The sequence below is a fragment of the Priestia sp. TRM10 genome, from assembly GCF_057808375.1.
Window position 1 is genome coordinate 140640 of sequence record NZ_JBJZOT010000013.1, and the last position, 12016, is coordinate 152655.

Below are 12016 nucleotides of genomic sequence, written 5' to 3' on the forward strand. Positions count from 1 at the left end.
ACATCATGATGTACAATGACTTAAAAGGAAAAGTAGCTGTTGTAACAGGAAGTACTTCAGGTCTTGGACGAGCTATTGCTATTCGTTTTGGACAAGAAGGAATGAAAGTTGTCGTAAATGGACCAAATGACGAAAAGGCTTTAGCAGAAGTGGTAGGAGAAGTGAAAAAAGCGGGTGGAGAAGCAACAGGTGTTGTAGCAGATATTTCTAAAGAAGACGATGTGAAAAAGCTGATCGACACGGCAATATCTGAATTCGGAACACTCGACGTTATGATGAACAATGCTGGGGTGCAAAAAGAAATTCCATCACATGAGATGTCGCTTGAAGATTGGAATAAAGTTATTTCAGTAAACTTAACTGGAACGTTTATGTGCGCTCGCAATGCTATTGATCACATGGTTAAAAATGACAAAAAAGGTACAGTTATTAACATGTCAAGCGTTCATGATACAATTCCTTGGCCGCATTTTGTTCACTATGCATCAAGTAAAGGCGGAATTCGTATGATGACGGAAACGCTGGCACTTGAGTATGCACCAAAAGGAATTCGTGTAAATGCTATTGGTCCAGGAGCTATTAATACGCCAATCAATGCTGAAAAATTCTCAGATCCAGAAGAGAAAAAAGGCGTAATTGAGCTTATTCCCATGGGATATGTAGCAGAATCAGAAGAAGTAGCCTCAATTGCTGCTTTTCTTGCTTCAGAAGAAGCGAAGTATGTAACAGGGGTAACTTTACACGTAGATGGAGGCATGACGCTTTATCCAGGTTTCCAAGCTGGTAAAGGATAATATAGTTGTCTCCTCTAAAAACTTCAGCTAAAATGGACATAAATAAAAAAGAAACTTCCAGATTTGGAAGTTTCTTTTCAATTGAACGATTTAGCGAGGGAAGATAAAGAAAACAAATGGTAAAGGGTGTAGAAGAAACGTTGAAAACAAAATATGGAATGATTGATATTGGATCAAACACAATGAGATTAGTCATTTATGAGCACAATAAAGGCTTAAGATTTAAAGAAATTGAAAATATAAAAATAGTAGCTCGGTTACGAAATTATCTCAATAAAGAAAACGTGTTAACAGAAGAGGGCATTTCTGTTTTGTTGAATACACTGCAGAGCTTTGAATCGATTACAAAACATCATGATTTAAACCATGTAAAATGTGTAGCAACAGCAACTGTTCGCCAAGCAAAGAATGTTGAAGAAATAAAAAAGAGAGTTGCGCTTGAAACAGACTTTCATATGAATGTAATTACGGAATTTGAGGAAGCATACTATGGTTTTTTAGCTGTTATTAATTCAACTGAAATTACAGAAGGTATTACAATTGATATTGGAGGGGGAAGTACAGAAGTTACGTATTTCCAAAATCGAAAGCTCGTTGAGTTTCATAGTTTTCCGTTTGGAGCTCTTTCCTTAAAGTTAAATTTTGTTCAAGGAGATGTTCCAACTATTGCTGAGTACGAAGAGATGAAACATTATCTCCATAGTCAGCTTGAAGAAATTCCATGGCTCCGTTCTCGAAGACTTCCGATAATAGCTATTGGAGGAAGTGCAAGAAATGCTGCACAGCTTCATCAAAGCTTTATAAATTATCCACTAGGAGGACTTCATCAGTATGAAATGAAGCCTGAGGATATTACATATGTTAGCCAAAAACTTTGTCCACTTTCTTATGAACAGTTACAAGGAATGGACGGGCTTTCAAAAGATCGAGCAGATACGATCCTTCCAGCAATTGAGGTATTTAGACAAATTTGCGAATATTCAGATGCACCTTTATTTATGTTGAGTAGAAAAGGGCTGCGTGAAGGAGTATTTTTTGATGAAATTATGAGACCTCTTAATATTGAATCTTTTCCGCATGTTGCCCGTGAAAGTTTCCAAGCCCTTATTTATGATTTTGAAATTGATACAGAGCACGCTAAGCAAGTGCTTACGATTGCAATGAGCATGTTAGACTCTTTAAAAGAAGTGCTTCAACTATCATGGGAAGAAGAAGATTGGCTGCTACTTAAGCGTGGCGCTTACTTATTCCACTTTGGTCAATATATCGATTCTGAATCAAGCAGTCAGCATACATTTAACATTATAGCTAATAGAACGATTGAGGGGATACGTCACCGAGATCGGTTGAAACTTGCTTTTGTTTCATCATATAAAGGCAAGGGTGTTTTTAGACAATATATGGAGCCTTATGGAGGCTGGTTTACAAAGGACGAGCAAAGAAAACTTCGCTTTTTAGGAGCTCTTCTTAAATTCTCTTATAGCTTAAATGCAACAAAACGAAATATTGTTGAAGAGATAAAAGTAAAACAAGACAACAGCAATACAGTTGAGCTTTATATAAGCTGTAGGGATGAATATCGAGCGGAAGAATATCAGGCAGAAAAACAAAAAAAGCATTTAGAAAAAGTAATTAAAAGAAATTTAAAGCTTGAATTTGTAAACAAAACAGAAGTTTAGACATATTAAAAAAGCCTCTTTGGATAAAGAGGCTTTTTTTGTAATTGCAAAAGGAGATTACAGGCCTAAAGGCCTTATTAATATTTATTGTTATATGCGCAAAAAGAAATATGTTCACTTAACATTATGTGACAAAAAAGGAATTATTCTTTGAATTTTAAAGAATGTTAACAGAAAATTTACATTAGCTTAACAATTAAGTGGTAATTTGAAATAAGATGATAATTCTTTCTACGCTCCTTATATAAAGAGATAGAGAAATAGTAAGGGTGGTAAAAAACTGTGGAACTATTAAGTGCAAATAACAAGGTAGAAGGATTAGGGAATCCTGAGTATTACAACAACCGTGAGTTAAGTTGGCTCGCTTTTAACGAACGGGTATTAGAAGAAGCGATAGATACATATAATCCTCTTCTAGAATCTTTGAAATTTCTTGCTATTTTCAGCTCTAACCTTGATGAGTTTTTTATGGTTCGAGTAGCAGGATTGAAAGATCAAGTAAAAGCAGGTTTCAACAAACCAGAGAATAAAGCAGGACTCACGCCTAAAAAGCAGCTTTCAAAAATTGCTGAGAAGAATCAGTCATTAGTAAGTATCCAGTCTGAAACATACAATTCGCTCATTCCATTACTAGAAGAAGAAGGAATAAGCTTTATTTCAATGGATCAAGCAACAAAAGAACAGAGAGCTTTTTTAGAAAATCATTTTGATGAGCAAATTTTTCCTGTTTTAACTCCTATGGCTGTTGATGCTTATAGACCTTTTCCAATGCTTCTAAATAAAACGCTAAACCTAGCTATTGTATTAGAACAAGGAGAATCAGAGGATGAAGAAATGGTTCTTCCAACAGGAAAACTTGCATTAGTTCAAGTTCCGAGTGTGCTAGATCGTTTTATTGAACTTCCTACACAATCTGAACATAAGCGCTTATTTATTTTTTTAGAAGATGTTATATCTTTTTATATTCACAAGCTCTTTACAGGTTTTACAGTTAAGAGTGTTACACAATTTCGAATTACCCGTAATGCCGATATGACCATTCATGAAGAGGGAGCAAGAGATCTTCTACGGGAAATTGAAAAAGAGCTTCGGAAACGTAAGTGGGGAGCTGCTGTTCGATTAGAAGTTAAAGGAGAACAGTATGATCACCATGTTTTAAATTACTTGAAAAAAGAACTTGAAGTCCACAATAAAGATATTTATAGCATTAATGCACCGCTTGATTTAACATTTTTATTCTCATTTTATAAAACTGTATCAATGACGCATGATCATTTAATTTATGAAGCGCTCATTCCTCAACCTCCTCGTGATTTGTATTATAATGAAAATATTTTTGAAAAAGCATTAGAACGTGATATTTTACTTCATCATCCATACGAATCATTTGAACCTGTAGTCGATTTTGTGAACGATGCAGCAGATGATGACGATGTATTGGCAATTAAACAAACACTGTATCGTGTCAGCGGAGGCTCGCCAATTATTAAAGCTTTAAAAAGAGCAGCTGAAAAAGGCAAACAGGTTACAGTACTTGTAGAGCTCAAAGCTCGATTTGATGAAGAAAATAATGTACAATGGGCAAAGGAACTCGAAAAGGCAGGCTGTCATGTAATTTACGGTATGACATACCTTAAAACACATAGTAAAATTACGCTTGTTGTACGTAAAAAAAATCATCGCATTGAACGGTTTGTCCACCTTGGTACAGGCAATTATAATGATGCTACAGCTAAAATATATACAGATGCGGGTCTTATTACATCGAACCATCGCATTGGGATTGATGCGACTAACTTCTTTAACTACCTAAGTGGTTATACCGAAAAACCGAATTATAATCACCTTTCTGTCGCTCCATATGACATTCGTAAAGATTTTATTCATTTAATTGAAGAAGAGATTCGTTATCACCATCAGTTCAAAAATGGACATATTATTGCTAAAATGAACTCTCTAACAGATAAAATGCTTATTATGAAGTTTTATGAAGCTTCAAATGCAGGTGTAAAAGTAGATTTAATTGTACGAGGGACTTGTTGCCTTCGCCCTGGTATTAAAGGCGTAAGCGAAAACATTACAGTGAGAAGTATTGTGGGGCGTTTCTTGGAGCATACACGCATTTATTATTTTCACCATAACGGAGAGAAAAAGTTTTTCTTATCTTCTGCGGATTTAATGACGAGAAATATGGAAAAACGTGTTGAAATTATGTTTCCAATTTTTAGCGGGTATTTGAAGCAACGTATCACCCAATGGATGCAAATTATGATGAGTGATAATGTAAAAGCACGTGAACAGTCTCCAGATGGAACGTACCATTATGTAAAAAGAACTGAAGATGAACCAATTATAGATAGCCAGCAAACCTTATTTCAGCTTGCCTATAGTGTAGGGGAAGACGAGGAATAGCTAAAAAAGCCGCCAAACGGAAGTTTGGGGGCTTTTTATCTTAAAACAACAAGTTTAGTTAACGATAGTAAGGATAGCCTCCATAATATGGAACAGGTGGCCCATAGAAAGGTCTTGGTCCATAGAAAGGTCCTGGTCCATAGAAAGGTGGTCGATATGCTCCGCCAATTGCGCCAATAGTCAATCCACCTAACAATCCTCCAGCAAGACCGCCTAGAAACGGAGCACCAAAGAAAAAGCGTTCATCTGGCTGATTACGGTAGTAGTGTGGTGGATAATATTGCATAGTGAAATTCCTCCTCATAAACTCTAGTCCTTAGCAGTGTATGACAAGATGAAGAATAATGAGCCTGTTCTTTATGGACGTATATGATTTAGTGTAAAGATAGTGAGTTCTGGTGGAGCAAGTAGACGAAAAGGAAGACGAGTTGTTCCCAAGCCTCGATTTACATAAAGTTTCATTGCTGAATGTTGAACTGTATAAAGACCTTCTACATAATTAGTGCCATATGGAGGAGTAACAATAGGACCTATAAAAGGCAGTTGTATCTGTCCACCATGTGTGTGACCCGATAATTGAAGGTTAATTGGGTAGCGTGCTACTTCTGGAGCGATATCTGGTTCATGAACAAGGACAATAGAGAAAAAGTCTTGAGAAGCATTCTGAAGCGTTTGAGTAAGATTTGGCTTACCGAGCATCACATCGTCAAGTCCATAGATTACTAGTGCTTTTTCATCACTCCCTTCAATTCGTACAGAACTGTTTTTTAAAAGCTGAAAATGGCTTTTCTTCATAATTTCTTCGTATAAATTAGTTCCAAACCCTCCATGATCATGATTACCATAAACAGCAAATTTACCGAGAGGGGCTTTAATTTGTTTTAGAATAGGGGGAATTTCTCCAGCTTCTTTGTATTGCTGTGGAGCATCTATTAAATCGCCTGTAAAAAAGACAAGATCAGGAGAGAGGGAATTTATTTGTTTAACAAGTCTACGAAGCTTTTTTAGTGTATATGTTGAATTAAGGTGAATGTCGCTAAATTGAACAATTCTTTTTCCACTAAGTTCCTTAGGGAGTGTTGTTGAGCTTAGGGTCTTAAAAACCGTGTGCACATAAAAAGGTTCAATATAGCGAATGTACATATATCCAAAACCACTTATTAAAAATGGTATAAGAGCACCGCTTCCTTTTAAAAAGGTTCTTCTCGTTATCTTTTTCATTTTACTAACACACCTTGTTTTTTATTTATTTAGATGTAGGATATTTAAATAAGGATAGAGAAGATAATTGTTTATTTTTATTTTTCACTTTTTTCTTAAAAAATGAAAAATGGTGAGATAATATACTAGCGCAAATATAAAACTCATATTATACTATTTGTTAACATTAAAACTAAAGGAGGTGTTCATAATGGATCCACTTGACATCCTAACAAACATGGACAAAGTTTTCCCTTATTACCAAGCTATATTTAGTGCGGATGAACACCGAGTTGTTGGTTATGAAGCATTAGCTCGCTTTGATAACAATGGTGAGGTTGTAAGCTTAGGGTCTTTTTTTTATGACCAAACAATTCCAGAAGAATATCGAAATGAAGTACAAAAATCAATTATTGTGCAAGCTCTGGAAGATGCTGTAGAAAGTGAAGAGCCTTATCTTTTGTTTTTTAATCAAAACCCGAACTTGCTAATGCTTGATCATGGGGAAGAGCTTCTTTCACTTTTAAGAACGTATGAAGAAAAAGGACTCTCCCTTTCTCGTATTGTGATGGAAATTACAGAACATAATTTTGAAGGAGAGATTGAGCATCTTCAGCATTTACTTTTATACTATCGTACATATGGTATTAAACTTGCTGTGGATAATATTGGGAAAGAAGGAAGTAACTTAGATCGTATTGGTTTGCTTCAGCCAGATATTTTAAAAGTTGATCTACATATGCTTCTAAAAACATCTGTTCCACAGTCGTACCGCGATGTTTTATATTCTCTTTCAATGCTTGCTCATAAGATAGGAGCAACCCTTCTTTATGAAGATATTGAGTCTTCTTTTCAGCTCCAATATGCATGGCGAAATGGAGGAAGGTATTTTCAAGGGTTTTACTTACATAAACCAGAAAGAAAACGAGTTGAGCAAGGGATTTTAAAAGAAAAATTAAAAAACCAATTTGAAATGTTTATTAATCATGAAAAAAAGAAGTTGCGTTTTCTTCATGAATTAACAAATAAAATTCATCGAAAAGTCGAAGATGTGTTATCTAAGCATAAGCATTACGAAACATATGACGAGCTTTTAGCTTTTATGTGTGAGGAGCTTGATAAAATGTGCTTTCGAATGTACGTTTGCGATGAAAATGGTTTTCAGCTTTCAGGGAACAGATTAAAAAGAGAAGGAGAATGGATTTTTCAGCCTGAATATCTTCATAAAAACTGGAGCTGGCGTCCTTACTTCTTAGAAAATGTAATGAAAATGAGCTTGAATCAGCGCGGAATTCTTTCAGACTTGTACAGCGACATTGAAGTAGGTGAAACCGTCCGTACGTTTTCGTTCCCGCTCGGTCAAACACAGTATTTGTTTATAGACTTGTCTTATGATTACTTATATGAAAAAGATGCGCTCTTATAAATGTCCCCCCTTTCCTTTTTAGGTAAGGGGATTTTATATTTTATAGTCTTCTGTTTCATAATAAGGGTAATACTGTTTATAATAGAAGCTGTTCAAGTTTTTCAATATTAAAGCCAGTCACAATCTCATCTTCTACAACAACGGTTGGAGTAGAAAAAGAGCCTAACGTATTTATCATGTGTTTTCGCGCTTTTGCATCACGTTTTATATCAAATTCTATAAATGAAATGTTGTGATGTGTTAAAAACTGTTTTACAATGTGACATGGTGGGCAATCTTGTTGAGTGTATAATTCTACTTTTTTCATTTTTGTTCCTCCTTAAGGTGATTTTTAATGTGGTACATGTTATCATAGCTTAGCACCGTTATAGGTGGAATGAAAAGAAGAATGACTGTTCGTATTCTGCCAAACGATAATGAATAACAATAAATAAACATAAGGGAGTTTAAAAATGTCACAATTAAAAGCGATTATTAGCCGATTAGAAAGCTTGAAAAACCAAACAGAAACGCTTGAAAAGCCACAGCGCTTTTTTGAAATAAACGGAGAGCGCATCTGTAGCGTTACATATGAAGCAAAAGGGGACCTTTTTGAATTAAAAGTATTCAACAAAGGTGAAAAGCCTAAAACGTATGAATTCGATAATATTGATATTATCACAATTGAAATCTTTGATTTACTTCAACTTGTATAAGAAATATTTTAAAAAAGCTTTTTGTGAAAAAAAGGTTATATGTTATATTTTTTCCTAAAGTTTAAAAAGAGCGAAAACATTTGTTTTGGCTCTTTTTTGTATGCGTCGAAAAATGTAGAAAGAGCTCAGGAAAAGAGGAATGAAATGCCAAGATGTTATATTGACAGAGCGATATAGACCTTTTAGACTTTTATATATAGGATAAGAGAGGAGGGGAGACGAATGAAGGCGACAGCTTCGCTTGCAAAGGAAGAAGAGCAGCTTTTACTTCATATATTATTTGAACAAGGATATGCGTTAGAAGTTGTAAGCAGTCATCTTGTAGATATTGAACATGGATTAAAAACAGTAGAAACAAAGCAATATCAAGAAATTGCTTCTTTATATAGTCGTTTACGAGAATTATCATAGCAATACATATAATACAAAATAATAGAGTGAAGAAAGGCAAGCGAATAAGACATATTCGCTTGCCTTTTTTGCTTTTATATGTTCAAAAATTATTTGAAAGACTATAATAAATAAAAACAAAAGAAATTGAGGGGAATTATGCAGCTTGTTGAATGTAAAATGCTCGTTGTGTTAGCACAAGAGCTTAATATGCGCAGAGCATCTCAGCGGCTTTTCGTTTCACAACCGGCGCTCTCACAGCGTTTACAAACAATTGAAAAGGCTTGGGAAACTCAAATTTTTATACGCTCACAAAAAGGACTTGCCCTTACACCAGCAGGAGAAAAAATTATTGAGTTTGCAACTGAGATGGTCGAGAAAGAAGAAAAAGTAAAAGAAGAGCTCGGCTCTTTGCAAACAGAAGTCCATGGAACATTGAAGCTTGCTGTTGCATCTATTATCGGTCAGCACTGGCTTCCAAATGTACTAAAAGAGTTTGTAAGAAAATATCCGCACGTGACAATATCGCTTGTAACAGGCTGGAGTAGTGAAATGTTGCAATATGTGTATGATGATAGCGTGCACCTTGGGATTATCAGAGGGAACCCTGATTGGAAAGGAGTTAAAGAGTACCTTCTTACAGATCAGCTCTATCTTGTTGATACAGAAATTCAAGAATTCCAAGATGTTTTAAAAACAGAGAAACCTTTTATCCAGTTTAAAAGTGACTCAACGTATTATCAAGAAATTCAGGACTGGTGGCATACTCAATTTCAAACGAGTCCAAAGAGAACAATTGTGGTAGACCAGATTGAAACGTGTAAACAAATGGCTTTACATGGAATTGGGTATGCGATATTACCTTCTGTATCTCTAAAGGAAGAAGATGACTCTGTTTATAAGCTTCCACTGTTAGATGAAAAAGGAAAGCCTATCGCAAGAGATACGTGGCTTCTTGGCTATGACTCTTCCTTTAAATTAAAGCAAGTACAAGCTTTTTTAGAAGTAATATCAGAATATAAAGGTGTATAAGTTTGCCTGAATAACAGGCAAACTTTTTTTTATAGGAAGAAAGAATAAAGAAATAATGTTGACAATGATAATCATTTTCAATAATATGAACATATGATAATCATTATCAATTACAAGAGGTGATGGAAATGAGCCGTACGCTTATTACATTTGTAAGTATGTCGGGAAATACAGAAGATATCGCAACAATATTAAAAGAAACATTGGAAAGTGAAGGACAAAATGTTTCTTACGCATTTATGGATGAGATATCTATTGAAGATATAGAAAACTATGACAATATTTTAATTGGTTCTTATACATGGGGAGATGGAGATTTACCATATGAGGCAGAAGATTTTTACGATGAGCTTGAGAAGGGTACGCTACAAGGTCAGAAAATTGGCTGCTTTGGCTCTGGTGATCGAGACTATCCTCAGTATTGTGAAGCTGTAAATTTATTTGCCGAGCGAGCTTTAGAAGCGGGTGGCGACGTCTTCTCTGAAAAGCTGAAGATCGAGCTTTATCCAGAAACAGATGAGCAGATTTTAGAATGCCAAACATTTGCTAGAAACTTTTTGAAATGGGTAGAGAAAGGAAAAGTGGATTCCCATGTTTCATAAAGGAGCTACCTCTGTTGTATACGATGGAGAAGGGAGTTATTACTTAGCCGTAAAAGGAGAAGGAATTTATCGTTTTTATAACGGTCAATTTAAGAAAGTGCTAACAATTGGAAATCGTATTTTAAGTTTAAAAAAAGTCGGTGGCAATCTCTTTGGAGTTGGTGACGATGGCACAATGATTAAAGGAACGGATAGTGGAGAAAGGTGGAACCTTGCGCACTTACCAACAAAAGCAAGAGTATGGTCTGTTACAGGTAGCGACGAGAACATCGTCGCTACTCATGGTCAGCATACGATCTATCTTTCAGAGAATGCGGGTACTTCTTGGCGAACAATTAAGCCTTTTGAGAATCTGAAAAACAAGCCAACGATTCGTTCACTCTGTATTACAAGTCATTTTTTATTTATTGGAACACAGATTCATAGCCTGTATGGTGGTATATGGATGTATAGTTTAAAAACAGGAAGTCTCACACATATTAACAAAGAGGAAAAAGCGATGATTTCATCTCTTCTTACTTTAAATGATAGCTATTTAGTAGCTGCAAAAGGATCAAGTAAAGGAAGACGGGGGAAAATTGAATACACGCCAATCCTTACAATGAAGAGATGGATTTTTAAAGAATGTAAGAGCCCTGGAACAGAGTCTTGCTATTTAGATTTATCAGAACATAATGGTGAAATTTATGCATCATCTACTCAAAATAGACAAGGCTTCTCTAATATTTATTCTGTTGATGTTTATAACAGTGCTCTTCATCAGTGTGAAACTGTTAAAGGACACGGATTCCGTGTGGCAAATGGTGAACAAGATTTCATGGTTGCAGGGTTGTATGAAAGCAAATATGTTGGATGCAAAAAAGATATGTTTGTTCTTCATTAAGCAAAGGGAAAGAATGTTCACCTTAACACATTCTAGGTTTATGAGAAGTGAATAAAGCTTGTCAACTTAGGTCGGATTTGTTACATTAAACAAATACATAAGCATTTTAAGGAGGAACTAAGGATGAAAATGATGGATGCAAATGAAATTATTTCATTTATTCAAAACAGCACAAAATCAACACCTGTGAAAGTTTATGTGAAAGGTGAGCTAGAGTCAATTGACTTTGGTGCTTCAAAGGCTTTCATTACAGGCAATACAGGCGTTGTATTTGGTGAATGGAAAGATATTAAAACAGTTCTTGAAAGCAATGAAGGAAAAATCGAAGACTACGTATTAGAAAACGATCGCCGCAACTCTGCTATTCCTTTATTAGATCTTAAAGGTGTGAAAGCACGTATTGAGCCAGGTGCAATTATTCGTGACCAAGTTGAAATCGGTGATAATGCCGTTATTATGATGGGTGCTTCTATTAATATCGGTTGTGTAATCGGCGAAGGTACAATGATTGACATGAACGTTGTAATGGGTGGTCGTGCTACGACAGGTAAGAACTGTCACATTGGAGCTGGCGCTGTTTTAGCTGGCGTTATTGAGCCTCCTTCAGCAAAACCTGTTATTGTGGAAGACGACGTTGTAATCGGAGCAAATGCAGTTGTTCTTGAAGGCGTAACAGTTGGTGAAGGTTCTGTTGTTGCAGCAGGAGCTGTTGTTGTTGAAGATGTTCCTCCATTTTCTGTTGTAGCTGGAACTCCAGCACGCGTAATTAAGAAAATTGATGAAAAAACAAAATCAAAAACTGAGATCAAGCAAGAGCTTCGTCAACTTAACGAAGAAAACTAAATAAGAGTTAGAAGAAGCTCATTTTAAGAAGGAAAGCGTGGTATGCTTATTTGCCACGCT

The 12016-nt window shown here is 35.6% G+C and carries 13 protein-coding genes; 10 read left to right on the plus strand and 3 right to left on the minus strand.

The genetic code is table 11. The features are described 5' to 3' along the window. Positions 1 to 8: 8 nt before the first annotated feature. The 3 genes from ACK3CR_RS12000 (at position 9) to ACK3CR_RS12010 (ending at position 4885) form a co-directional block, all read left to right on the plus strand. On the plus strand, positions 9 to 794 hold the full coding sequence (locus tag ACK3CR_RS12000) for a glucose-1-dehydrogenase (protein ID WP_243513840.1): 786 nt from the start codon (positions 9 to 11) through the stop codon (positions 792 to 794). 116 nt (positions 795 to 910) lie between these two features. Continuing rightward, positions 911 to 2473, plus strand: a complete 1563-nt coding sequence (locus ACK3CR_RS12005) for a Ppx/GppA phosphatase family protein (protein WP_480380872.1) — start codon at positions 911 to 913, stop codon at positions 2471 to 2473. Positions 2474 to 2755: 282 nt separating this feature from the next. Beyond that, on the plus strand, positions 2756 to 4885 hold the full coding sequence (locus ACK3CR_RS12010; protein ID WP_243513837.1) for an RNA degradosome polyphosphate kinase: 2130 nt from the start codon (positions 2756 to 2758) through the stop codon (positions 4883 to 4885). A 58-nt stretch (positions 4886 to 4943) separates the two neighbouring features. Here ACK3CR_RS12010 and ACK3CR_RS12015 read toward each other — a convergent pair whose 3' ends face one another. Both ACK3CR_RS12015 and ACK3CR_RS12020 read right to left on the minus strand, forming a co-directional pair. Beyond that, positions 4944 to 5171 carry a hypothetical protein gene (locus ACK3CR_RS12015; protein WP_243513836.1) on the minus strand — a complete coding sequence of 76 codons (228 nt, stop codon included), beginning with the start codon at positions 5169 to 5171 and terminating at the stop codon, positions 4944 to 4946. 71 nt (positions 5172 to 5242) lie between these two features. Further along, positions 5243 to 6106: a metallophosphoesterase gene (locus tag ACK3CR_RS12020; RefSeq protein ID WP_243513835.1), complete on the minus strand. Its 864-nt coding sequence runs from the start codon at positions 6104 to 6106 to the stop codon at positions 5243 to 5245. Between the two features lie 187 nt (positions 6107 to 6293). Between ACK3CR_RS12020 and ACK3CR_RS12025 the strand changes: the two genes are divergently transcribed. Continuing rightward, complete coding sequence (locus tag ACK3CR_RS12025) at positions 6294 to 7511, plus strand: EAL domain-containing protein (RefSeq protein ID WP_243520941.1); 1218 nt, start codon at positions 6294 to 6296, stop codon at positions 7509 to 7511. A gap of 76 nt (positions 7512 to 7587) precedes the next feature. Here the strand turns inward: ACK3CR_RS12025 and ACK3CR_RS12030 are convergent, their stop codons facing one another. Then, positions 7588 to 7818, minus strand: coding sequence for a glutaredoxin domain-containing protein (locus ACK3CR_RS12030; protein WP_243513828.1), 231 nt, complete (start codon positions 7816 to 7818; stop codon positions 7588 to 7590). A 145-nt stretch (positions 7819 to 7963) separates the two neighbouring features. Here ACK3CR_RS12030 and ACK3CR_RS12035 point away from each other — a divergent pair, with 145 nt between their 5' ends. The 6 genes from ACK3CR_RS12035 to dapD all read left to right on the plus strand — a co-directional run bounded on the left by ACK3CR_RS12035 (position 7964) and on the right by dapD (position 11956). Beyond that, entirely contained in the window at positions 7964 to 8206 is a 243-nt protein-coding gene (locus ACK3CR_RS12035; RefSeq protein ID WP_019392977.1) for a DUF1797 family protein, read from the plus strand. A 222-nt stretch (positions 8207 to 8428) separates the two neighbouring features. Next, the gene (gene abbA / locus ACK3CR_RS12040; RefSeq protein WP_019392978.1) at positions 8429 to 8617 is read left to right on the plus strand and encodes an antirepressor AbbA; all 189 of its coding nucleotides are present in this window, start codon (positions 8429 to 8431) and stop codon (positions 8615 to 8617) included. 138 nt (positions 8618 to 8755) lie between these two features. Then, entirely contained in the window at positions 8756 to 9628 is an 873-nt protein-coding gene (gene ccpC, locus ACK3CR_RS12045) for a transcriptional regulator CcpC (protein ID WP_243513824.1), read from the plus strand. Positions 9629 to 9756: 128 nt separating this feature from the next. Next, a complete protein-coding gene (locus tag ACK3CR_RS12050) occupies positions 9757 to 10230 on the plus strand; it encodes a flavodoxin (protein ID WP_243513822.1) in 474 nt (157 codons plus the stop codon). Beyond that, positions 10220 to 11113: a WD40/YVTN/BNR-like repeat-containing protein gene (locus ACK3CR_RS12055; protein WP_243513820.1), complete on the plus strand. Its 894-nt coding sequence runs from the start codon at positions 10220 to 10222 to the stop codon at positions 11111 to 11113. The genes ACK3CR_RS12050 and ACK3CR_RS12055 overlap by 11 nt, the downstream gene beginning before the upstream one ends. A 123-nt stretch (positions 11114 to 11236) precedes the next feature. Further along, positions 11237 to 11956 (plus strand): 2,3,4,5-tetrahydropyridine-2,6-dicarboxylate N-acetyltransferase, encoded by a 720-nt coding sequence (gene dapD, locus ACK3CR_RS12060; protein ID WP_019392982.1) that lies wholly within the window; start codon positions 11237 to 11239, stop codon positions 11954 to 11956. The last annotated feature ends 60 nt before the right edge of the window (positions 11957 to 12016 follow it).

Coding starts and splice junctions, on each gene's coding strand:
- ACK3CR_RS12050 (WP_243513822.1), top strand. CDS start 9,757: ATGAGCCGTACGCTTATTACATTTGTAAGTATGTCGGGAAATACAGAA.
- ACK3CR_RS12035 (WP_019392977.1), top strand. CDS start 7,964: ATGTCACAATTAAAAGCGATTATTAGCCGATTAGAAAGCTTGAAAAAC.
- ccpC (WP_243513824.1), top strand. CDS start 8,756: ATGCAGCTTGTTGAATGTAAAATGCTCGTTGTGTTAGCACAAGAGCTT.
- ACK3CR_RS12015 (WP_243513836.1), bottom strand. CDS start 5,171: ATGCAATATTATCCACCACACTACTACCGTAATCAGCCAGATGAACGC.
- dapD (WP_019392982.1), top strand. CDS start 11,237: ATGAAAATGATGGATGCAAATGAAATTATTTCATTTATTCAAAACAGC.
- ACK3CR_RS12005 (WP_480380872.1), top strand. CDS start 911: ATGGTAAAGGGTGTAGAAGAAACGTTGAAAACAAAATATGGAATGATT.
- abbA (WP_019392978.1), top strand. CDS start 8,429: ATGAAGGCGACAGCTTCGCTTGCAAAGGAAGAAGAGCAGCTTTTACTT.
- ACK3CR_RS12000 (WP_243513840.1), top strand. CDS start 9: ATGTACAATGACTTAAAAGGAAAAGTAGCTGTTGTAACAGGAAGTACT.
- ACK3CR_RS12020 (WP_243513835.1), bottom strand. CDS start 6,106: ATGAAAAAGATAACGAGAAGAACCTTTTTAAAAGGAAGCGGTGCTCTT.
- ACK3CR_RS12055 (WP_243513820.1), top strand. CDS start 10,220: ATGTTTCATAAAGGAGCTACCTCTGTTGTATACGATGGAGAAGGGAGT.
- ACK3CR_RS12030 (WP_243513828.1), bottom strand. CDS start 7,818: ATGAAAAAAGTAGAATTATACACTCAACAAGATTGCCCACCATGTCAC.